General features: G+C 71.3%; 15 protein-coding genes. 8 read left to right on the forward strand and 7 right to left on the reverse strand.

All coding sequences use genetic code 11. The features are described from left to right. Positions 1–77: 77 nt before the first annotated feature. Positions 78–1493 carry a DEAD/DEAH box helicase gene (locus OG828_RS05695; RefSeq protein ID WP_328500298.1) on the reverse strand — a complete coding sequence of 472 codons (1416 nt, stop codon included), beginning with the start codon at positions 1491–1493 and terminating at the stop codon, positions 78–80. Between the two features lie 367 nt (positions 1494–1860). Here OG828_RS05695 and OG828_RS05700 point away from each other — a divergent pair, with 367 nt between their 5' ends. After that, positions 1861–2334: a hypothetical protein gene (locus OG828_RS05700; protein WP_210569534.1), complete on the forward strand. Its 474-nt coding sequence runs from the start codon at positions 1861–1863 to the stop codon at positions 2332–2334. Positions 2335–2336: 2 nt separating this feature from the next. Here OG828_RS05700 and OG828_RS05705 read toward each other — a convergent pair whose 3' ends face one another. Both OG828_RS05705 and OG828_RS05710 read right to left on the reverse strand, forming a co-directional pair. Continuing rightward, on the reverse strand, positions 2337–3935 hold the full coding sequence (locus OG828_RS05705; protein WP_328500299.1) for a serine/threonine-protein kinase: 1599 nt from the start codon (positions 3933–3935) through the stop codon (positions 2337–2339). 30 nt (positions 3936–3965) lie between these two features. Then, positions 3966–5873 carry an ABC transporter ATP-binding protein gene (locus OG828_RS05710; RefSeq protein WP_328504808.1) on the reverse strand — a complete coding sequence of 636 codons (1908 nt, stop codon included), beginning with the start codon at positions 5871–5873 and terminating at the stop codon, positions 3966–3968. A gap of 162 nt (positions 5874–6035) precedes the next feature. On the opposite strand from OG828_RS05710, the gene OG828_RS05715 reads away from it, so the two are divergent. After that, complete coding sequence (locus tag OG828_RS05715) at positions 6036–6992, forward strand: lysylphosphatidylglycerol synthase transmembrane domain-containing protein (RefSeq protein ID WP_328500300.1); 957 nt, start codon at positions 6036–6038, stop codon at positions 6990–6992. Positions 6993–7087: 95 nt separating this feature from the next. Here OG828_RS05715 and OG828_RS05720 read toward each other — a convergent pair whose 3' ends face one another. From OG828_RS05720 to OG828_RS05730, 3 genes are all read right to left on the reverse strand, one after another. Continuing rightward, a complete protein-coding gene (locus OG828_RS05720; protein ID WP_328500301.1) occupies positions 7088–8311 on the reverse strand; it encodes an NAD(P)/FAD-dependent oxidoreductase in 1224 nt (407 codons plus the stop codon). Continuing rightward, on the reverse strand, positions 8308–9687 hold the full coding sequence (locus OG828_RS05725) for an FAD-dependent oxidoreductase (protein WP_443062492.1): 1380 nt from the start codon (positions 9685–9687) through the stop codon (positions 8308–8310). Before OG828_RS05725 ends, OG828_RS05720 begins: the two co-directional genes overlap by 4 nt. Before the next feature lie 104 nt (positions 9688–9791). Then, positions 9792–11231, reverse strand: a complete 1440-nt coding sequence (locus OG828_RS05730; RefSeq protein ID WP_328500303.1) for an FGGY family carbohydrate kinase — start codon at positions 11229–11231, stop codon at positions 9792–9794. A gap of 297 nt (positions 11232–11528) precedes the next feature. Between OG828_RS05730 and OG828_RS05735 the strand changes: the two genes are divergently transcribed. From OG828_RS05735 to OG828_RS05745, 3 genes are all read left to right on the forward strand, one after another. Then, positions 11529–12530, forward strand: coding sequence for a hypothetical protein (locus OG828_RS05735; RefSeq protein ID WP_328500304.1), 1002 nt, complete (start codon positions 11529–11531; stop codon positions 12528–12530). Positions 12531–12560: 30 nt separating this feature from the next. Next, positions 12561–14084, forward strand: coding sequence for an amino acid permease (locus OG828_RS05740; RefSeq protein ID WP_328500305.1), 1524 nt, complete (start codon positions 12561–12563; stop codon positions 14082–14084). Between the two features lie 197 nt (positions 14085–14281). Continuing rightward, positions 14282–15385, forward strand: a complete 1104-nt coding sequence (locus tag OG828_RS05745; protein ID WP_328350916.1) for a mechanosensitive ion channel family protein — start codon at positions 14282–14284, stop codon at positions 15383–15385. Between the two features lie 27 nt (positions 15386–15412). On the opposite strand, the gene OG828_RS05750 is transcribed toward OG828_RS05745, so the two are convergent. Continuing rightward, positions 15413–16948 (reverse strand): M1 family metallopeptidase, encoded by a 1536-nt coding sequence (locus OG828_RS05750; RefSeq protein ID WP_328500306.1) that lies wholly within the window; start codon positions 16946–16948, stop codon positions 15413–15415. 229 nt (positions 16949–17177) lie between these two features. Here OG828_RS05750 and OG828_RS05755 point away from each other — a divergent pair, with 229 nt between their 5' ends. From OG828_RS05755 to OG828_RS05765, 3 genes are all read left to right on the forward strand, one after another. Continuing rightward, entirely contained in the window at positions 17178–19397 is a 2220-nt protein-coding gene (locus OG828_RS05755; RefSeq protein WP_328500307.1) for an NADP-dependent isocitrate dehydrogenase, read from the forward strand. 389 nt (positions 19398–19786) lie between these two features. After that, positions 19787–20578, forward strand: coding sequence for an N-formylglutamate amidohydrolase (locus OG828_RS05760; protein WP_328500308.1), 792 nt, complete (start codon positions 19787–19789; stop codon positions 20576–20578). Positions 20579–20676: 98 nt separating this feature from the next. Next, positions 20677–21900: a cytochrome P450 gene (locus tag OG828_RS05765; protein WP_328500309.1), complete on the forward strand. Its 1224-nt coding sequence runs from the start codon at positions 20677–20679 to the stop codon at positions 21898–21900. The last annotated feature ends 34 nt before the right edge of the window (positions 21901–21934 follow it).

Raw genomic sequence — 21934 nt, forward strand, 5'->3', positions numbered from 1 at the left:
GGGTTCGGGGGTGGGCCAGCACAGCTTGTCATGCCGGGCGCGGTGCGGGGCACCGGCAACTGACAGGGCAGCGGCTCTCAACCGTTGCGACGCACGTGGGCGGCCTTGCGGGCCTCGGCGAGCTTGCGGGCCTCACCGGCCTTTCGGGACTTGCCGCCGGCGCCGCGGGAGGTGTCCTTGCTGGTGCCGAGACCGCGGAAGGGAGCGTTGGTGTTCTTGGGCCGGGGGACGGCGGGCCCGCCGTCGAGCGGGGTGCCGGAGGGCGCCTTGGCGCCGGTGATCCGGCTCAGTTCCGCCTCGCCCGAGCGCACCTTGGTGACGGTCGGCTCGATGCCGGCGTCGGCCAGTACGCGGCTCGTCTCGCGGCGCTGAGCCGACACCACGAGCGTGACCACGCGGCCGGACTCACCGGCGCGGGCGGTGCGGCCGGCCCGGTGCACGTAGTCCTTGGGGTCGGTGGGCGGGTCGACGTTGACCACGAGATCGAGGTCGTCGACGTGCAGGCCACGGGCCGCGACATTGGTCGCCACCAGAACGGTGAGCTGGCCGTTCTTGAACTGTGCCAGGGTCCGTGTGCGCTGTGGCTGGGACTTGTCGCTGTGCAGGGCCCCGGCGTGCACCCCGCTGGCCCGCAGATGCCGGGTGAGCTGGTCGACGGCGTGCTTGGTGTCGAGGAACAGCAGTACGCGGCCGTCGCGGGCGGCGATCTCCGTGGTGACGGCGTAGCGGTCGGGGCCGTGGACGACCAGAACGTGGTGCTCCATCGTCGAGACGGTGCCCGCGGACGGGTCGACCGAGTGGACGACGGGGTCGTGGAGATAGCGGTGGACGAGCTGATCCACGTCGCGATCCAGAGTGGCCGAGAAGAGCATCCGCTGACCGTCAGGGTGCACCTGATCGAGCACGTCGGCGACCTGCGGCAGGAATCCCAGGTCGCACATCTGGTCGGCCTCGTCCAGGACGGTGATCCTTACCTGTCCCAAGCGGCAGGCCTTGCGCTCGATCAGGTCGTGCAGGCGTCCGGGGGTGGCGACGACCACCTCGGCTCCCTCGCGCAGCGCGGCGACCTGCCGGCCGATCGAGATGCCGCCGACGACCGTGGCCATCCGCAGCCGCAGTGCCTCGGCGTACGGCGCCAGCGCCTGGGTGACCTGTTGGGCCAGCTCTCGTGTGGGCACAAGGATCAGAGCGCGGGGCTGCTTCGGTTCGGCGCGCCGCCCTGCCGTACGTGTCAGCAGCGGCAGGCCGAAGGCGAGCGTCTTGCCCGAACCGGTGCGCCCGCGTCCCAGGACGTCTCGCCCCTTCAGGGCATCAGGCAGTGTGGCGGCCTGGATCGGAAAGGGTTCGCGCACCCCGAGTCCGCTCAGTGTCCGCAGCACCTCCACCGGCAGTTCCAAGCCGGCGAAGGAGACGGCTGAGGGCAGCGCGGGAGTCGTGGCCGCTGAGCGGGTGGGACCGCCGTGAGCGATGCCGAAGTCGTCGGGATGCTTCATCAACTGCCTTCCGCAGGGGGACGTACCGAGGAAGGCCCGGCAGGACCCACCGCGACGACCACGCAAACGCATGACACTAACACAAGGCACAACATCGCGCCGCGGCACCGATCGCCGCCCCCACACACACAACGATCACCCGACGCAGCCCGACAGCTCGCCCTCCCGGCCCGTCGTCACCTGGCATCATGTGGGCGAACGGAGATCCACCCGTTCTGGGTCGCAGTGGGGGCGAGGGGCATTGGCACGGCCGAATTCAGGTGACGATCAGCTGCGTGCCCTTCATCAGCAGGGCTGGGAGGCCGCGTGTTCTCTGCACCGGCATCTGAGCAGCGGAGGGGAGTTGGCTCCGATCCCCACTCCAGGCGTGCTGCTCGAAGTCGGTGAGATCGCGTACGGCGACGTATCGGCGGACTACTCGCGCTTCTACGGCACGAATGTGACCTACAACCAGCGCTCGGGCTTCTACTTCGGGTCACCGATGTTCGTCGCCGCCGGGCTGGTCGGAGACGCGCTCGCCAACAGCAGCGCCCGCAACCGGGCGCAGGCGATGGCTCAGGCGCAATGGCGCGACTTCTCCCCCTGCCGCGCGATCCTCACCGACCGTCGCATGCTGCTGCATGTCGCGGCCGAGAACCGTTGGGTGACGGTGCGGCACCACGAGATCATCAGCTTTCTTCCCGTGCTCGAACAGTGGGCGCTGTTCACCGACTACCAGCAGTGGGAGCCGATGCGGTTGGCCGGGCCGACCGTGCCATGGCTGACCGCCGCGACGATCTCCGTGCTGAACCGGGGCCGGTCCGAGTACCAGCAGCTTCCTCCACTCCCGCTGCCGGACTGACGTCAGTTGCCGCGCCGCAGCGTTCCGGTGTCCCCCACACTCGTCACCTCGTAGCCCAGGCTGCCGTCGTCCGCGGGGGTCAGGACGATGTCGACCTCGTCAACGCAGTTCAACGGGCTGCTCTCCTCGGTGATTTCCTCTCGGACCTGTACCGCATTCCCGGTGTCCATGGTGAGGATCCACCGGCCGCTGCAGTCCAGCGACGGGTATTCGACGGTGGCCACCTGATCGCTGAGCTTCCCGCCCGTGTAGTTCACCTTGATCGAGTAGAGGCCGCCGTCCGTCTCGCGCACGTTCCCGGTCCACTTGCCCTTGTAGTCGGCAGGGGACGCCTTCGGGGACTTCGTGGAGGAACCCGCCCCGGACGCCCCCGAGTTGGCCGAGTCCTCGTTCCCTCCGCCGGGAAGCCGCACGGCCAGGACGATGGCGAGTACGGCGACGGCGGCCACGGCGAGCACGGGGCCGACCCGGCTCTTGCGACGGCCGCCCGGTACCGGCGGCATCGGTGGTGTGGTCACCGTCATCCGTGGTGTCGGCATCGGCGGCATGGGTGTCGAGGTCGGCGTGGGCACCGGAGGCATCGGTACCGGCGTCGGAGTGCCCGGCGGCGGAGGCGGGACGCGCCCGCCCTGCATGGTCGGCAGGGCGTGCACGCTGTCCCCGCCCCGGCCCGCGGCCGGGTTGTCCACCTGGGTCGGCGGCGGCTCCTCGAGGTCGAGGAGGCCGGCGGCGTGCCGGCCGAGCTCCGCCATCAGGTCGCCCGGAAGCCACGCGTCCGAGCGGGCATCAGCCGTGGCCGCCTCTGCCGTCGCCAGGATCTCGGGCAGCGGAATCCGGTCCTCGGGCCGCTTGGCGAGACACCGTCCCACCAACTCGGCGAGCGGCCCGGGCATCCCCGACAGGTCCGGGTCGTCCTCGGTCGCCCGCAGCATGAGCGCGTGGGCGCCGCTGTCCGGGCCACCGAATGCCTGTCGGCCCGTAGCGGCGAACACCAGCACCAGGCCGAGGCTGAACACGTCGCTCAGCCCGGTGATCTCGCGGCCCAGGATCTGCTCGGGCGACATGTAGCCGGGAGAGCCGACCATCGCACCGGTACGGGTCAGCACGCTCGCGTCCGCCGCACGCGCGACACCGAAGTCGATCACCCGGGGACCGTTGACCGTCAGCATGACGTTCGACGGCTTGAGGTCCCGGTGCACCAGTCCGCAGCCGTGGATGCTCTGCAGCGCACGCGCCAGACCGGCGGCCAGGTGCCACACCGACCGCTCCGGCAGCGGCCCGCTGATCTCGGTCACCGCCTGGTGCAATGTGGGGCCGGCGACATACCCGGTGGCGACCCAGGGCGTGTCCGCCTCGGTGTCGGCGTCCAGGACCGGAGCCGTCCACTCCCCGCCCACCCTTCGCGCCGCGGCCACCTCCGCGCGGAATCGGCTGCGGAACTCCGCGTCGTACGCCAACTGCGCATGGACCAGCTTCACGGCGACCGTGCGCCCGCGCTGCGACCGACCGAGGAACACCTGTCCCATGCCCCCGGCTCCGAGCCGTCGGAGCAACCGGTATTCCCCGACCTGCCCGGGATCGCCCGGCCGCAAGTTCTCCATGATCGTTTCGTCCCCCTGCTCAGCGTGGCACTACAGCCGGACGCTCATTACAACATCACCGGTTGCGTCCACGGGCGCCACATCACCCGACTCGAACTGGGTCCGGTACAGCTCCGCGTACCGTCCCCCCTTTGCCAACAGCTGCTCGTGCGTGCCGCGTTCCACGATGTGCCCCGCCTCGACGACCAGGATCAGGTCTGCCGCCCGCACCGTGGACAGCCGGTGGGCGATGACGACGGCGGTTCGGCCTTCCAGGGCCTCCGTCAGCGCTTCCTGGACGGCCGCCTCGGACGTGTTGTCCAGGTGGGCGGTGGCCTCGTCGAGGATGACGACGCGCTGGCGGGCCAGCAGGAGCCGGGCGATGGTCATGCGCTGGCGTTCGCCGCCGGAGAGGCGGTAGCCACGCTCGCCGACGACTGTGTCGAGGCCGTCGGGCAGGGAACGTACGAGATCGGCCAGGCGGGCGCGGCGCAGGGCGTCCCACAGGTCGTCCTCGGTCGCGGTGGGGGCGGCGAGGAGGAGGTTGGCGCGGACGGTGTCGTGGAAGAGGTGGCCGTCCTGCGTGACCATGCCGAGGGTGGAGCGCAGGGAGTCGGCGGTCAGGTCACGGACGTCGACGCCGCCGATGCGTACGGCGCCCTCGTCGACGTCGTACAGGCGCGGCAGCAGTTGGGCGATCGTGGACTTTCCGGCGCCGGAGGAGCCGACGAGTGCGACGGTCTGACCGGGTTCGGCGCGGAAGGAGATGCCGTGCAGGACCTCGTCGCCGCCGCGAGTGTCGAGCGAGGCCACCTCTTCCAGGGAGGCCAGGGAGACCTTGTCGGCGGAGGGGTAGGCGAAGCGGACGTTCTCGAAGGTGACGGCGACCGGGCCGTCGGGCACCTGCCGGGCGTCCGGTTTGTCCTCGATCAGCGGCTTCAGGTCGAGGACTTCGAAGACCCGCTCGAAGCTGACCAGGGCGCTCATCACCTCGACGCGGGCGCCGGCGAGGGCGGTCAGCGGTGCGTAGAGGCGGGTCAGCAGCAGTGCCAGCGCGACGACGGCGCCCGGCTCCAGCGTGCCGCGCAGGGCGAACCAGCCGCCGAGGCCGTAGACCAGCGCGAGTGCGAGGGCCGACACCAGGGTGAGGGCGGTGATGAACGCCGACTGGGCCGTGGCCGTCCGTACGCCGATGTCCCGGACCCGGCGGGCACGGGCCGCGAACTCCTCGGACTCCTCCTCGGGGCGGCCGAAGAGCTTGACCAGGGTGGCGCCCGGCGCCGAGAACCGCTCGGTCATCCGGGTGCCCATCGCCGCGTTGAGCGTCGCCGCCTCCCGCTGCATCCGGGCCATGCGGCTGCCCATCCGCCGCGCGGGCACGACGAACACCGGGAGCAGGACGAGCGAGAGCAGTGTGATCTGCCAGGACAGGGTGAGCATGACCGCGAGGGTGAGAAGGAGCGTGACGACGTTGCTGACCACGCCGGACAGGGTGTTGCTGAACGCCCGCTGCGCGCCGATCACATCATTGTTGAGACGGCTGACCAGCGCCCCCGTACGCGTGCGTGTGAAGAACGCGACCGGCATGCGCTGCACATGATCGAACACAGCCGTCCGCAGATCGAGGATGAGCCCCTCCCCGAGGGTGGCCGAAAGCCGTCTGCCGAGGATGCCGAGTGCCGCCTCGACGACCGCGATGAGCGCGATGAGGAGCGCGAGGCGTACGACGGTTCCCTCGTCGTCGCCCGTCACGATCGCGTCCACGATGTAGCCGGCCAGGACGGGGGTGGCGACGGCGAGCAGGGCCGTGAGCACCCCGAGACCCACGAAGCGAATGATGCGCACACGGTGCGGGCGGGCGAACGCGCCTATGCGGCGCAGCGTCGCGCGGGCGAGGGGACGGCGCTCCTGCTGGGCGCTCATGACACTCTGCAGCTGTGTCCAGGCTGTGATCTCCATACTCATGACAGGGACCGTAGGCCCTCAACCATCCTTGAGGTCAACGCCGAATCGGCACCGTCCGGGCACACGATGGATGCGAGGCCGTGCCCGGGGTGTCAGCCTCCGTCCCCGCGCCCGCAACCTGCCGTTGTCCTGGCGTGGAGAACCTCTCACGATGTGATGGTCGTGCGTCTTCCCCGAGGCCTCAAGCGCCTCCCGTACCGGCAGATACTGATGCTGGTCCCGCTCGCGCTCGTGCTGTGGGTCGCCGTGCGCCACTGGTCCGTGCTCGTGGAGGGCTTCGGACACCTGCGCCACGCCGAGTGGCCGTGGCTGCTGGCCGCTGGCGCGGCCACCTGCGGCACCTGGGTCGCCGCGTCCGCCGCCCGGCAGGGCGCGCTCGTCGAGCGGCTTCCGGTACGGCGGCTGCTGGCCACGCAGTTCGCGGCGGGCGCCGCCAACCATCTGCTGCCGACCGGTCTCGGGGCCAGCGCGGTCAATCTGCGGTTCATGGCGGTGTGCGGCGTTCCGCTGGCCCGCTCGTCGGCCGCGGTCGCGCTCTATCTGCTGGCGGAGTCGATCGCCCGCGTGGGCATGCTGGCGGCCCTGCTGATCGCCTTCCCGCATGCGCTGCAGCTCGGTTCGCTCCTGCCGGACGGCGTGGCGGGACCGTTGCTGACCGGCGTCGGCGTGGTGGCCGCCGTCGCGCTGCTGGCCCTGCTGCTCGTACGGAAGCTGCGCACCGTCGTCTTCACCTTCCTGCGGACCGCGCTGGGCGAGGCGCGGGCCGTGCACACCCGGCCCTGGCGGGCTGTGGCCCTGTGGGGCGGCTCGTTGGCCTTCCCCGCCCTGCAGGCGGCCGGACTGGTCGCGGTGGGGCTGGCGTTGGGGCTGCCGGTGCCGCCCGCGTACATGGTGGTCGCGTATCTGGCGGCGACGGTCGCGGTCGCGCTGATACCGACGCCGGGCGGTATCGGTTCCGTCGAGGCCGCGCTGATCGTCGCGCTGGTCGCGGCGGGCGGGCCGGTCGCTGTCGCTACGGCCGTGGTGCTCGCCTACCGGATCATCACCGTTTGGGTGCCGATCCTGCCGGGGGCGTTGACGTTGGGGGCGCTTGTGCGGATGAAGGTCATCTGATGTAGCGCCGCTATGGGCCGTCTTGCGTCTGCGGGCTCGTTGTGGCTGGTCGCGCCCACGCGGCGGAGCCGCAAATAGATACAGCCCCGCGCCCCTTAAGGGGCGCTGCCGCACCGCACGCTCACCCGTACCGGGCCGCCCTTCGGGTCGACTCGGTGGGTCCAGCGTGCGGTGAGGGTCAGTTGGCGGTTCAGGAGGACCGCAGCTCGGTGCAGGGTCCGGCCGTCCTGCGTGACGTGAAGGGTCGGGCGGGTGAGCGGGGCCGTCGCGCGCAGGACGTATCGGAGGCGGTCGGTTGGGGTGACGCGGTTCGGGGCGATCCAGTGCAGGGGCGGGTCGACCACTAGGGGGACGCCTTCGGACCATGCCTCCCCCGCGAGCCACGCCTGGACGGCGGTTGCCGCATGCGTGCCCTCGCGGGCCGCCGTGCCCGCGCTCTCCACGGGGTGCAGCACACTGCCGACGGCGAAGACGCCCGGGCGTAGCGTGCGCAGCGCTCCGTCGACGGCGGGTCCGCGGGTGCCGGGGTCGAGCGGTACTCCTCCGCGCCGGGCGAGTTCGTGGTCGGGTATGAAGTCGCCGGTGAAGATGATCGTGTCGCAGGGCAGCACTGCCGTACGGCCGTCTCGGTGGCGTATCCGGACGCCGGACAGGCGTCCGTTGCCGAGGAGTTCGGTGATCGTGGTGCCGGTGAGGAGCGGGATGCCGCGGCGGAGGCGGGCGTTCTGGGCGCGGGCGGGTGCGGTCCGGGCGCGCGGGAGTTCCGTGACCATGGCTACGACGTCGGCTCCCGCGACCCGTGCGGTGTCGGCGGCGGCGTACGAGACGTCTTCCGCGCCGACCACGACCGCCCGGGTGCCGATCCGCTGCCGGTAGAGGTGGACTGCCTGCTGGAGTTCGCCGGTGGTGTAGACGCCGGCGGGCCGGGTGCCGGGCACCAGGCGTGCGCTGCGCGGGCGTTCGCGGGCGCCGGTGGCCAGCACGATCGCCCGTGCGGTGATCGTCTCCGGTCCGTTCGGGCCGACCGCGGTGAGCGTGAGCGGGCCGGTCCAGTCGAGGGCGGTCACGCCGGTCCGTACGACCGCTCCGGCTCTGGTCGCCGCGTCGGTGAGCAGACGGGCGTACGCCGGTCCGGTCCGCGGACGCGGCAGCGTGCCGAAGCCGCCGTGCGCGCAGTGCCGGGGTACGCCTCCCGCCTGCTGCTCTCGCTCCAGCACCTCGACGTGGCCCGCGCCGGCGGTGGCGAGACGGGCGGCGGCCGCGAGTCCGGCGGGGCCCGCGCCGACGACCAGGACATCGATCCGGCGCCCGGACGTCATGCGCCGGCTCCCTCGAACAGCGCCCGTACGGCCGCACCGCAGTAGAAGCCCTGGCAGCGGCCCGCCGTGGCCCGGGTCCGGCGGCGCAGTCCGTCGAGGCTGCGGGGCGGGATCGTACTGGCGAGGGCGTCGCGGATCTCGCCGCGGGAGACGTGCTCGCAGTGGCAGACGAGGGTGCCGTACTCGGGGTCGGCGGCGATGAGGTCGGGCCGCTGGTGCGGGCGGGGGAAGGTCTCGCCGAGGTTCGGCATGCGCACCGGTTCCAACTCCCGTGCCGGGCCCGGGTCGAGGCCGGTGTCGGTGAGCAGGCCGGTGACGTGGGCGGCGATGGCGAGCGAGGCGGTGAGGCCGGTGGAGCGGATGCCGCCGACCGTGACGTAGGACTGCCCCGGGTGGGCGCGGATGCGGTAGTCGTCGTGCTCGGTGGCGGCGCGCAGCCCGGCGTAGACGGCGGTGACCTCCTCGTCGAGCAGTTCGGGCAGGATGCGTCGGCCCTTGTCGCGCAGCAGCTGAAGCCCGTCCGCGGTGGAGTGCGTGGCCCGCTTGTCGTCCAGGTCCTCGGCGGTGGGGCCGAGGAGCACGTTGCCGTAGACGGTGGGGGCGACCAGCACGCCCTTGCCGAGCGCGGTGGGGACGGGCAGCAGGATGTGGCCGACCAGGCCGCGGGCGAACTTGTCGAAGACGATCAGCTGGCCGCGGCGCGGGGTGACGGTGAAGTCGTCGTGGCCGAGCTGCCGGTCGAGTGTGTCGGCGTGCAGTCCGGCGGCGTTGACCAGCCAACGGGTGCGTAGGGTGCCCCGGGAGGTGCCTAGGACGTGCGTGTCGTCCTGCCGATTCACCTCCTCCACACGGCAGTTGAGGTGCAGGTCTACTCCGTGCCGGACGGCCTGGGTGGCGTAGGCGAGTGTCGTCGTCCAGGGGCAGATGATGCTCTCGCCCGGCACGTGCAGGGCGCCGAGCGCTCCGGGGCCGAGGTGCGGTTCGCGGTCGTAGAGGTCCGTCGGGCCGACGATGCTGGTGTCGTGGTAGTCGTTGCGTTCGGCCTTCTCGACGAGTCGGGGTAGCGCGGCGAGCTGTTCCTGGTCCCACGCGACGAGGAGGGCGCCGGTCGTTTCGACGGGGATGCCGGACTCGGCCGCGTACGCGGCGAGTTGACGTGAGCCCTCACGTACGAGCCGGGCTTCGAGGGAGCCGGGCGACGCGTCGAACCCGGTGTGCAGGATCGCGGTGTTGGCCTTCGAGGTCGCGTCACCGACGTCGTCACGGGCCTCCACGAGGGCGACGCGGAGGTGGGGGTGGCGCGAGAGTGCGCGGGCGATGGCACACCCGACGACACCGGCGCCGACGATCGCGACGTCGTACGTCACTGAAGGCAGCGGTTCGGCCGTGCCCCGAAGGGGCGCGGGGAACTGCGCGACCAGCCCCAACGGTCCCGCAGACGCTCGACGGCCAATCGCCCCACCCCGCGGAGCGCATCCGCTCACGTCGGCCCCCGATCGAGCAGCGCCGCGACTTCCCGGCGGAACCCCGCGAGGCGTGCGGCGGCCTCGTCCGCGCTGATGCGTGGCTCGTACACGGACGACGGTTTCCAGTCGGGCAGCGCTTCGGCGACCGTCAGGCCCGGCTCGGTGCCCAGCCGGGCCAGCGCGCCCACGCCGAGTGCGGTCGCGTCGGGCAGCGCGGACACCTCGACGGGGCGTTGCAGCAGGTCGGCCTGGGTCTGCATGAGGAGGGCGGAGCGGGTCAGGCCGCCGTCGACGCGGAGTACCGAGAGGGGCTCGCCCAGATCGAGCGCGGCGGCTTCGGCGAGCTCCGTGACCTGCGCGGCGATGCCCTCGCACAGGGCGCGCACCAGGTGCCCGGCGGTGGTGTCGAGGCCGAGTCCGGTGAGCGAGCCACGCAGGTCGCCCCGCCACCAGGGAGCGGCGAGTCCGGCCAGCGCCGGGACGAAGGTGACGCCGCCGCTGTCGGGCGCCGAACCGCCCACCGGGTCAAGGTCCGTGGCGCCCTTGATGACGCCCAGGTCGGTGAGCCAGCGTACGGCGGACGCGGCCGTGTACACCTGGCCGTCGAGGCAGTAACTGGTGTGTCCGCCGAGGCGCCAGGCGACGCAGCTGACCAGCCCGGAGGTGCCCCGGCGCGGTGTGTCGCCGGTGTGGGCGAGCAGGAACGCCCCTGTTCCGTAGGTGCACTTGGCGCCGCCGGGTTCGGTGACGCGCTGGGCGAGCAGGGCGGCCTGCTGGTCGACGACGAGGCCGGTGAGCGGGATGGCGTGGCCGAAGGCGGTGGTCGTGCCCACCGGTCCGGCGACGTCGACGACTTCGGGGAGGCGTTCGCCGGACAGCCCGTAGAGGTCAAGGGCTCGGGGTGACCAGGACGTGCGGTCGAGGTCGAGCAGTTGGGTGCGGCCCGCGGTGGCCGCGTCGGTGACGTACGCGCCGGTGAGCCGGTGCACCAGCCAGGCGTCGGAGGTGGTGACGACTCCGTCGGCGGTCAGGTGCCGTCGTATCCACGCCATTTTGGGCGCGGCGAAGTACGGGTCGAGCGGCAGCCCGGTCAGCTCCCGCAACTCCTCGGCGTGATCGGTGAGTTCGGCGCACACGCTCTCGGCGCGGCGGTCCTGCCAGACCAGCGCGTCGGTCAGCGGGCGGCCGGTGTCCGGGTCCCAGGCGAGGACGGTCTCGCCCTGGTTGGCGAGGCCCACCGCGGTGACCGGCTCCCGTGCCTCGGCCAGGGCCCGGTCCGCGGCCTCGACGACGGAGGCGTACAGCTCGCCGGGGTCGACCTCGACAAGACCGCCGGGCAGATGACGGGGCCGTACGGCGGCGAAGCCGGTGCCGAGGACGCCGCGTTCGGGGCAGATCACCAGGGCCTTGGTGCCGGAGGTGCCCTGGTCGACGGCGAGGACCGGACCTGTCATCGCACCTCTCCCGTCGAAGCCGATCGAAGCCCGGCGAATCCCATCGAAGCCCTGGGCGATCACCGTGCGCCAGCCTGCCGCCGCTCCGCACGGCCCGTCAAGCAGGCAAAGGGAGACGCGCGACCAACCGGCCATCCCCGCAAAGGAGTTCGAAAGGATCAGCAAACCGACAGCGATGCGGAAGCACCGCCTCTATAGTGACGCCGACCGCGCGACTCCTCAACTGCCGCCCGGAGGAAGGCTGTTGTTACTCCCCCCTGCCCTCCCGACCTGCCCTCTTCCGGGGGCGGGCGACTGATGGCCAGAGAAGGAGCACGCCCCGCCTACGATCCCGCCGGCCATGACTCCGCGCTGCGCGCCGCCCTCCAGGAGCTGCGCACCGGCCGCTGGATGGCGATGCGCGGTCTTCTGCTGGAGACCGGGGAGTGGTGGCAGTGGACGCAGCGCACCCAGATCCTCGCGGCCGCCGCGGCCGGCACCGACGTGGTGCGGACCTGGCTGTCCGAGGAGCCGCACAGCATCCCGGCCGCCGTGATGCACGCTCGGGTCACCGTGGAACGCGCCCTGCGAGCCCACCGCGAGGAACACCGCCGTACGCACGAACTGTGGAAGGAGGCCTGGCAGGCGTGCGAGACGGCGACGCACACCGCACCGCACGACCCGGTCCCCTGGGTGTGCCTGCTGGCGCTGGCCCAGCTGGACCGGGACCGGCGCTGGTCCGAGCACCGCTGCGGACCACCCGAGCCGATGCTGCCGCCGGGCCCGTGGGGGCTGCTGGCGGAGGCCGACAAGCGTGACCCGTACAACCGCGAGGCCCACCACCGGATGCTGCAGTTCCTCTACGGGCGCGGCGCGGGCGGGCGGCTGGCGGAGGCGTCCGGGTATGCGCACTGGGCCGCGGACTCGGCGCCCCCGGGCTCCGCGCTGCACGTCCTGCCGCTGTATGTGCGGGTGGAGCGCTACCGCCGCTCGGGCGGGCGGGACGCCGCGCTCGATCTGCACTGGGTGGCGGAGGACGCCACCCGCGAGGCACGACAGGCGTTCCGCTCCTGGTTCGAACTCAGCCGTCCTGCCGAGCGCTCCCTGCTGGACCTGAACCACCTCGCCCACGCCCTGTGGGGCGCGCTCCGGTTCCCGGACGCCGCCCGGGTGTTTGACGCGCTGGGCCCGTACTGGACGCCCGTCCCCTGGGCCTACCGCACCTCCGACGCGGGCGACCGCAGCCAGGCGGTGGACGTCTTCCTCCAGGCGCGCGCCCGCACCCGGTCGGCCGCGGACGATTTACACCCACACCCCTGACCCCGTCCTCTCCCGGAGGTTTGGTTCCGCATGTCCCCCACCCCCGCTCCGTCCGGCGTCCCGCCCCACGACGAGGAACAGCGCCTGCGTGAACTCGGCTACCGCCCCGTGCTCGCCCGCCGCATGGGCGGCTTCGGCAACTTCGCCATCAGTTTCTCCGTGATCTCGATCCTGTCCGGCTGCATGACCCTGTACGGCTTCGGCATGGGCGCCGGCGGGCCCGCCGTGATGCTGTGGGGCTGGGCCGGCGTCGGCCTGTTCGTGCTGTGCGTCGGACTCGCCCTGGCGGAAGTCACCAGCGCCTACCCGACCTCGGGCGCCCTGTACTACATGGCCGACCGGCTCGGCGGCCGGCGCTGGGGCTGGTACACGGGCTGGCTGAATCTGCTCGGTCTGCTGGGCGCGATCGCCGGTATCGACTACGGGGCCGCCCTGTTCACCGGCGCCTTCATGAACCTCCAGTGGGGCTTCGAGCCGACGCCGGAGAAGACGTTCCTGATCTTCATGGTGATCCTGCTGCTGCACGCCACCCTGAACCTGTTCGGCGTCCGGCTGGTCAGCGTCCTCAACTCCATCAGCGTGTGGTGGCACCTCGCCGGTGTCGCGGTCATCGTCGGGGCGCTGGCCATCGTCCCCGACCACCACCAGTCGCCGTCCTTCGTCTTCACCGAGTTCGTCAACGACACCGGCTGGTCCAACCCCGTCTACGTCGCCGCGATCGGCCTGCTGCTCGCGCAGTACACCTTCTCCGGCTACGACGCCTCCGCTCACCTCTCCGAGGAGACCTCCAACGCCTCGGTGTCGGCGGCCCGCGGCATCGTGCGCGCCATCTGGGTCTCCTGGATCGCGGGCTTCGTGCTGCTCGCCGGCCTCACCTTCGCCATCCAGGACTACGACGCCACACGCGCCAGCGAGACCGGGGTGCCGCCCGCGCAGATCCTGCTCGACGGCCTCGGCACCGACGGCGCAAGCGCCCTGCTGCTCGTGGTGATCGTCGCCCAGCTGTTCTGCGGCAACGCCGAAGTGGCCGCGGCCAGCCGCATGGTGTTCGCGTTCAGCCGGGACCGCGCGCTGCCGGGCTCCCACCTGTGGCGCAAGGTCAGCAGCCGCACCCAGACCCCGGTCGCCGCCGTCTGGCTGTCGGTGGCGGTCGCCTGCGTCCTCGCCCTGCCGTCCCTGTACTCGGCGACGGCGTACGGCGCGGTCACCGCCATCAACGTCATCGGCATCACGCCCGCATACGTCATCCCCGTGTTCCTGCGGCTTCGGGCGGGCGACCGCTTCCAGCCCGGGCCCTGGAACCTGGGCCGGTGGAGCAGGCCGATCGGCTGGACCGCGGTGGCGTGGGTGGCCTGTGTGACGGTGCTGTTCTGCCTGCCCCAGTCGTCTCCGGTGACGGTCGACACAATGAACTACGCCTCCGTCGCCCTCGCTGTCGTACTCGTCCTCGCCACGGTGTGGTGGTTCGTCGCCCGGCGTTCGTACGGAACGCCCACCACAGCGGCGTACGGCGACGACCGGGAGCAGGCCGAACTGGCCGAGGGAATCGTCTGAGCTGCGCGATCCGGGCATCGGTCCCGGTACGAACTCCTGTGCCCGATACGGCAGGATGAGCCCTCGCGCCGGACATCGAAGGACCTGTCCGGCGCGAGGCGCACATCACGGAAGCGAGCAGGTGACCAGGTGACGAGACTTCACATCCGGCTGTCGGCGAGGAATGTCCCCGCGGATCTTCTCACCGGAGGTGACCGGTGAACCGCGAACTCACCATGCACGACCTGGTCATCGCCGGTATCGCGATGGCCGCGGGCCTGCTGGCGGCGTTCCTGCTGCGGATGCTGCTGCGCTGGCTGGGCAAGCACGCGGACCGCACCCGCTGGACCGGCGACGAGGTCATCGTCGCCGCGCTGCGGACGGTGATCCCGTGGACCGCGATAGTGGGCGGCGCGGCGGCCGCGGCGGCGGCGCTGCCGCTCACCAGGACGGTTCATCGCAACGTCAACCAGGGCCTGACCGTCCTGCTGATCCTCGTCGTGACGATCTCGGCGGCCCGGATGGTCGCCGGACTGATCCGCACGGTCACCCAGGCCCGCTCCGGGGTCGCCGGGTCGGCCACGATCTTCGTCAACATCACCCGGGTCGTGGTCCTGGCGATCGGCTGCCTGGTGGTGCTGCAGACGCTGGGCATCTCCATAGCCCCGCTGCTCACCGCCCTCGGTGTGGGTGGTCTCGCGGTCGCCCTGGCGCTGCAGGACACGCTCGCCAACCTCTTCGCGGGCATCCACATCCTCGCCTCGAAGACCGTCCAGCCCGGTGACTACATCCGGCTGAGCAGCGGCGAGGAGGGCTATGTCACCGACATCAACTGGCGGCAGACCACCGTCCGCAACCTCTCCAACAACCTGGTCATCATCCCCAACGGCCAGTTGGCGGGAACGAACATGACCAACTACAACCGCCCCGAGCAGGACCTCACCATCCTGCTCCAGGCGGGCGTCGCCTACGACAGCGACCTGGAGCACGTGGAGCGGGTCACCATGGAGGTGATCGCCGAGGTGATGACCGAGATCACCGGCGCCATGCCGGACCATGAGCCTGCGGTGCGCTTCCACACCTTCGGCGATTCGCGCATCGGGTTCACGATCATCCTGGGCGTCGGCGAGTTCAGCGACCAGTTCCGGATCAAGCACGAGTTCATCAAGCGCCTGCACAAGCGCTACCACGAGGAGGGCATCCGCATCCCCTCCCCGACCCGCACGGTGGCCCTGCAGCAGGGCGCGGTGTCGATTCCGCAGCCGCGCGGCGCGGAGATCGTGGTCGAGCCGGGCGCGATCCCCGCCGCCCGGCTCGACTGATCCCTTACCTCTACCTCGACCGATCCCTTACAGGGTGGCCGAGTTGTCGTGGTGCCCGTCCGTCCGGTTCTCCGGCCGCCGCAGCGACGTACTCGGCGGCGTCACCGTCCAGTCGGGGTGTCCGGGCATCCGCGGGGTCTTCGTGCCGTAGAGCCAGTCCCGCAGGAAGCCGGACAGGTCGCGGCCGGAGACCTCCGAGGCGACGGCGATGTAGTGGTCCGTGGACGCCGAGGAGTTGCGGAAGCGGTCCAGGAAGGCGCGCTCCACGGCGTTGAACACCGTCTCGCCGATCTCGTTGCGCAGGGCGTAGAGCACGAGGACGCCGCCGAGGTAGCGCTGGCTGTCGAAGAGGTTCACCGCGTTCGGGGCCGCGACCGGGCCCGAGTCACGGCGCCACTGGTCGCCCCGCGCGTAGGTGTTCTTCATCCGGGCCTCCATCGTGGTCAAGCCGATGGAGTCCGGCCAGCCGCGCTCGTAGCGGTAGAGCAGCCCGTAGAAGTCGGCGTGGCCCTCGTTGATCCACAGGTCGGCCCAGGTGGCCGGGGAGACCAGGTTGCCGAAGTAGGAGTGGACCAGCTCGTGCATCATGTGCGAGCCGATCTTGGACTCCTCCTGGAGGAGGTAGTTCGGCTTGTACAGGGTGAGGGTCTGGGTCTCCAGGCCGGTGAAGTCGAAGGCGTTCGGGTCGTCGGAGTTGCAGGGCAGCAGGCCGTACGTCTCGAACGGGTACGCCCCGAGCCGCTGCTCGATCCAGCTCACCAGGTTCGGTGTGAGGGCGAGCGCCGGCTCCAGGGCGGTGGCGCGGGCGGTCGGTACGACGTCCCGGAGCGGGAGTCCGTGCGGGCCGGGCCGGTCCGTGACCACGTAGTCGCCGACCGTGATCTGCACGATCTCGGTGGCGATCGGCTCCCTGGAGCGGTAGGTGTACGCGGTCCGGCCGTCGGCGAGGTTCTCGGTGCTCACGAGGCGACCGCTCGCGACGCCGCGCAGGCCCGCCGGGACGGTGATGCGGAAGGTGAAGTCCGCCTTGTCCACCGGGTGGTCGTTGCACGGGAAGACGGTGTGCGCCGAGTCCGGCTGGGGGCAGATGGCGAAGCCGTCCGGGGTGGGGACCCACGCCGTGTGCGCGAGGGTGCGGCGCGGGTCCGCCGTGTACGTCACGGCGACGGCGGTCTTCTTGCCCGCGGGCAGGCACCGGGCGGGCGTGATCCGCAGCTTCTCGTCGGCCTGCTCGAAGGCGGCCGTGCGGCCGGCCACGGTGACGGTGCGTATGTCCAGGCCGAGGGCGTCCAGGGAGAAGCGGGTGAGCTCCTGGGTGGTGGTGATCTTCAGGGTGGCCGTGGCGTCGACGAGCTTCGTCGTGGCGTCGTAGGCGAGGTCGAGGTGGTAGGCCGACACGCGGTAGCCGTCGTTGCCGAGGCTCGGGTAGACGGGGTCCCCCAACGTCTCCGGGCCGGGCGTGCCCGTGGCTGCCGGAGCCGCGTGCGCCTGGGCGCCGACGGACAGGGCCGCGGCGGTGCCGATCAGGGCGGCCGGGGCGGTCACTCTGCTGCGATATCTCATGGTCCGCTTTCGCTCGGGCGGCCGGGTGGTCAGGTCCGGCCGTCGGATGAAGTGCGATCGGAGTGCGATCGACCTGCGATCAAGGTGCGCGATCACAAGATCAGACGCTTGGGATCGCTCAGAAGATGCACAGAATCCGCGAAACCCTGCGAGGACCCCTGTCGAGCCGAGGTCGACCACGAGATATCTTGATGTCGAGCAATGTTGCAGACGTGGAGCGGAGCACCCGGTGACTGACTCGACCATCATCTATACGCACACTGACGAGGCCCCGGCCCTGGCAACGTATTCCTTCCTGCCGGTGGTCCAGGCGTACGCCTCGCAGGCGGGTGTCGCCGTGGAAACGCGGGACATCTCGCTGGCCGGCCGCATCCTCGCGGTGTTCCCGGAGTACCTCACCGAGGACCAGCGCATTCCGGACGACCTGCACGAGCTGGGCGAACTGGCCAAGACGCCCGAGGCCAACATCATCAAGCTGCCGAACGTCTCGGCGTCCATCCCGCAGCTCAAGGCCGCGGTCGCCGAGCTGCAGGCGCACGGTTACGCGCTGCCGGCCTACCCGGACGACCCGAAGACCGACGAGGAGCGGGAGATCCAGGCCCGCTATGACAAGATCAAGGGCTCCGCGGTCAACCCGGTCCTGCGTGAGGGCAACTCCGACCGCCGCGCCCCCGCCTCGGTCAAGAACTACGCCAAGACCCACCCGCACCGCATGGGCGCCTGGAGCTCCGACTCCAAGACGAACGTGGCGACGATGGGCGTCGACGACTTCCGGTCCACCGAGAAGTCCGTCGTGATCTCCGAGGCCGGTTCGCTCCGTATCGAGCTCAAGGGCGACGACGGCTCCACCACCGTCCTGCGTGAGTCCGTACCCGTTCAAGAGGGCGAGGTCGTCGACGCCTCCGTGATGCGCGTCGCCGCGCTGCGCGAGTTCCTGACCGCGCAGGTCGCCCGGGCCAAGGCGGAGGGCGTGCTGTTCTCCGTGCACCTCAAGGCCACGATGATGAAGGTCTCCGACCCGATCGTCTTCGGCCATGTGGTCCGCGCCTTCTTCCCGAAGACGTTCGCGCAGTACGGCGACAAGCTCGCCGCCGCCGGTCTGACCCCGAACGACGGTCTGGGCGGTATCTACAAGGGCCTGGAGTCCCTGCCCGAGGGCGCCGAGATCAAGGCCTCCTTCGACGCCGAGCTCGCCGAGGGCCCGGAGCTGGCGATGGTCGACTCCGACAAGGGCATCACCAACCTGCACGTGCCGTCCGACGTCATCGTCGACGCCTCCATGCCGGCCATGATCCGCACCTCCGGCCACATGTGGGGCCCGGACGGCCAGGAGGCGGACACCCTCGCGGTGCTGCCGGACTCCTCCTACGCCGGTGTCTACCAGGCGGTGATCGAGGACTGCCGCGCCAACGGCGCCTACGACCCGTCGACCATGGGCTCGGTCCCGAACGTCGGCCTCATGGCGCAGAAGGCCGAGGAGTACGGCTCCCACGACAAGACGTTCGAGATCCCGGTCACCGGCACGGTCCGCCTGGTCGACCAGAACGGCGACGCCGTCATCGAGCAGGCCGTCTCCGCCGGTGACATCTTCCGCGCCTGCCAGACGAAGGACGCGCCGATCAAGGACTGGGTGAAGCTGGCCGTCACCCGCGCACGTGCCTCCGGCGACCCGGCGGTGTTCTGGCTGGACGAGACCCGCGCGCACGACGCCAACCTGATCGCCAAGGTCAAGGCGTACCTGCCGGAGCACGACACCGAGGGCCTGGACATCCGGATCCTGAACCCGGTCGAGGCCACCAAGCTGTCGGTGGAGCGCATCCGCCGCGGCGAGAACACGATCTCGGTGACCGGCAACGTGCTGCGTGACTACCTCACCGACCTGTTCCCGATCCTGGAGCTGGGCACCAGCGCCAAGATGCTGTCGGTCGTGCCGCTGATGGCGGGCGGCGGCCTGTTCGAGACGGGCGCCGGCGGCTCCGCGCCGAAGCACGTCCAGCAGCTGGTCAAGGAGAACTACCTGCGCTGGGACTCGCTCGGCGAGTTCTTCGCGCTGGTGCCGGCCCTGGAGCACTACGCCGGCTTCACCGGGAACTCCCGCGCGAAGGTCCTCGCCGACACGCTCGACCGCGCCACGGCGACCTTCCTCAACGAGGACAAGTCGCCGACCCGTCGCGTCGGCGGGATCGACAACCGCGGCAGCCACTTCTACCTGTCCCTGTACTGGGCGCAGGAGCTGGCCCAGCAGACCGACGACGCGGACCTGGCGAAGGCGTTCGCGGCGCTGGCCGAGACGCTCGCCGCGAACGAGCAGAAGATCGTCGGGGAGCTGAACGCCGTCCAGGGCAGCCCGGCCGAGATCGGCGGCTACTACCAGCCCGACCCGGCGAAGGCGGCGGCGGTGATGCGGCCGTCCACGACGTGGAACGAGACGCTGGCGTCGCTGAGCTGACGTAGGGGCGGGGTTTAGCGACCCGGCCCGCTTGTGTACCGTTCCGCCCCGGTTGGCGTTGCCCGGCCGGGGCGGAGCCGTGTCTCATTGCCGGGCGGTGTGGGGGTGCCGGCCGGAGGTGGGTCGCGCAGCCCGGCGCTGACGGGGTGCCGCCTGCGCCCACCCGTGCCGCCCCAGGCGGCACGAATGCCCGCAGCTTGGCGGACTGCCTGCCGGGTGGGCGCCGCGCCAGGCGGCGCGACTGCCCGCAGCTTGGCGGGACGGCCGACCGCAGCTGGGCGGGACGGCAGCCTGCCGCCTGCCGGGCGGGCGCCGCCCCAAGCGGCACGCGTCCGCAGCTGGGCGGGACGGCAGCCCGTCGTTCGACGTCCATACCCAGGAGTCGCCTGATGCCTCGCCTCTCACCGCCCTCCTTTGAGCTGCTGCCCGGCTCCGATGACTCCCCCGTGATCCTCCATGTGCCGCACGGGGCGCGGGACATACCGCCGCACGTGCGCTCGGGCATCGTGCTGGACGACGACGCGCTGGAGGGAGAACTCGACCGCATCACCGACGGGCATACGGCTGAACTCGCTGACGTGGCGGCCGAGTTGGCTGCCCTCGCTCCCTGGCGGTTCGTCAATCGGCTCTCGCGGCTGGTCGTCGACCCCGAGCGGTTTCCGGACGGGCGGGAGGAGATGCTGGCCGTGGGGATGGGGGCCGTGTATACGCGGACCACTCAGCGGGGTGTGCTGCGGGTGGACGGCATCGATCCCGAGCCTTTGATCGACGCGTACTTCCGGCCGTACGCACAAGCCATGACGGACGCCGTGGCGGATCGGCTGGCGGCCGTCGGGCGGGCCGTGATCATCGATGTGCACTCCTATCCCAGCGCCCCGCTGCCGTACGAGCTGCACGGATCGGGGCCTCGGCCGCCCGTCTGTCTCGGTACCGACTCCTTCCACACGCCGCCCGAGCTGGTGGCCGCCGCCCGGGAGGTCTTCGGGGAGGTGGGGCTGGACAGCCCGTTCAGCGGCACGTATGTGCCGCTGGAGTTCTACCGGGCCGAGCCGCGGGTGAGCGCGCTGATGGTGGAGATCCGGCGGGACACGTATATGACGGAGCCGGGCGGGCCCGCGGGGAGCGGGCTGTCCCGGCTCGCCTCGGCGCTGGCGCGGCTGGTCGACTCCGTGCCGCTCTGACCCTCCGGCCGTCGGGCTCTCCTGCCCTCCTGCCTCTCTGCCCTCCGCCTGGAGCACTCCCGCGCGACAGACCGGGCGGAGGCAGTGAGGGTGGGGGCATGACCGACGAGATGACCACCACGCTCGCCGACCAGGCCCCGCCGCCGGTACGGGACTGGCCCGCGCTCGACCTGGACGGGACGGAGTTCGATCCGTTCCTCGCGGACCTCATGCGGGAGGGCCCGCTGACCCGGATCCGGCTGCCGCACGGCGAGGGGTGGGCGTGGCTGGCCACGCGCTACGACGACGTGAAGATGATCACCAACGATCCGCGGTTCGGCCGCGCTGAGGTGCCGAAGCGTCAGGTGACGCGGATGGCACCGCACTTCAAGCCGCGGCCGGGTTCGCTCGCCTTCGCCGACCAGCCCGACCACAACCGGCTGCGCAAGGCCGTCGCGGGTGCGTTCACCGTGGGTGCGATGAAGCGGTTGCGGCCCCGGGCGCAGGAGATGCTCGACGGCCTGGTGGACGGCGTCGTACAGGACGGGCCTCCCGCGGATCTCATCGAGCGGGTGCTGGAGCCCTTCCCGATCAATCTGGTGAGCGAGGTCATGGGCGTACCCGCCGCCGACCGGGAGCAGGTGCACGCCTGGACGCGGCAGATCATCTCCACGTCCGGTGGCGCGGAGGCCGCCGACCGTGCGAAGAACGGCATGTACGCCTGGATCACGGAGACGATCCGCGGCGGGGGCAGCGGGGGCGACGACGTGTACTCGCTGCTGGCCGCCGCCGTCGAGCGCGGCGAGATCAGCGAGACGGAGGCGGTGGGTCTCGCCGGTCCGCTGCAGATCGGCGGCGAGGCCGTCACCCACAACTGCGGCCAGATGCTCTACCTGCTGCTCACCCGGCCCGAGCTCATGGAGGGGGTGCGCAACAGGCCCGAGGTACGGGACGCCGCGCTGGACGAGTTGCTGCGGTACATCCCGCACCGCAGCTCGGTCGGGCTGGCCCGGATCGCCTTGGAGGACGTCGAGTTGCGGGGGCAGCGCATCGCGGCGGGCGACGCCGTCTACGTCTCCTATCTGGCCGCCAACCGCGACCCGGAGGTCTTCCCCGAGCCGGACCGGATCGACCTCGACCGCGCCCCGAACCCGCACCTGGCCTTCGGCAACGGCTCGCACTACTGCACCGGTGCCGTGCTCGCCCGCCTGCAGACCGAACTGCTCATCGGCACCCTCCTGGACCGGCTGCCGGGCCTGCGGCTCGCCGTCCCCGCCGACCAGGTCGTCTGGCGCCGCAAAACGATGATCCGCGGCCCGCAGACCCTGCCGTGCGCGTGGTGAGGTGGACGGCTCCGAACATGCCGGGGCATGCGCG

Origin of the sequence: Streptomyces sp. NBC_00457, assembly GCF_036014015.1 — a bacterium.
GTDB lineage: Bacteria > Actinomycetota > Actinomycetes > Streptomycetales > Streptomycetaceae > Streptomyces.

Coding starts and splice junctions, on each gene's coding strand:
- OG828_RS05695 (WP_328500298.1), bottom strand. CDS start 1,493: ATGAAGCATCCCGACGACTTCGGCATCGCTCACGGCGGTCCCACCCGC.
- OG828_RS05705 (WP_328500299.1), bottom strand. CDS start 3,935: ATGGAGAACTTGCGGCCGGGCGATCCCGGGCAGGTCGGGGAATACCGG.
- OG828_RS05710 (WP_328504808.1), bottom strand. CDS start 5,873: ATGGAGATCACAGCCTGGACACAGCTGCAGAGTGTCATGAGCGCCCAG.
- OG828_RS05715 (WP_328500300.1), top strand. CDS start 6,036: ATGGTCGTGCGTCTTCCCCGAGGCCTCAAGCGCCTCCCGTACCGGCAG.
- OG828_RS05720 (WP_328500301.1), bottom strand. CDS start 8,311: ATGACGTCCGGGCGCCGGATCGATGTCCTGGTCGTCGGCGCGGGCCCC.
- OG828_RS05730 (WP_328500303.1), bottom strand. CDS start 11,231: ATGACAGGTCCGGTCCTCGCCGTCGACCAGGGCACCTCCGGCACCAAG.
- OG828_RS05735 (WP_328500304.1), top strand. CDS start 11,529: ATGGCCAGAGAAGGAGCACGCCCCGCCTACGATCCCGCCGGCCATGAC.
- OG828_RS05740 (WP_328500305.1), top strand. CDS start 12,561: ATGTCCCCCACCCCCGCTCCGTCCGGCGTCCCGCCCCACGACGAGGAA.
- OG828_RS05750 (WP_328500306.1), bottom strand. CDS start 16,948: ATGAGATATCGCAGCAGAGTGACCGCCCCGGCCGCCCTGATCGGCACC.
- OG828_RS05760 (WP_328500308.1), top strand. CDS start 19,787: ATGCCTCGCCTCTCACCGCCCTCCTTTGAGCTGCTGCCCGGCTCCGAT.
- OG828_RS05765 (WP_328500309.1), top strand. CDS start 20,677: ATGACCGACGAGATGACCACCACGCTCGCCGACCAGGCCCCGCCGCCG.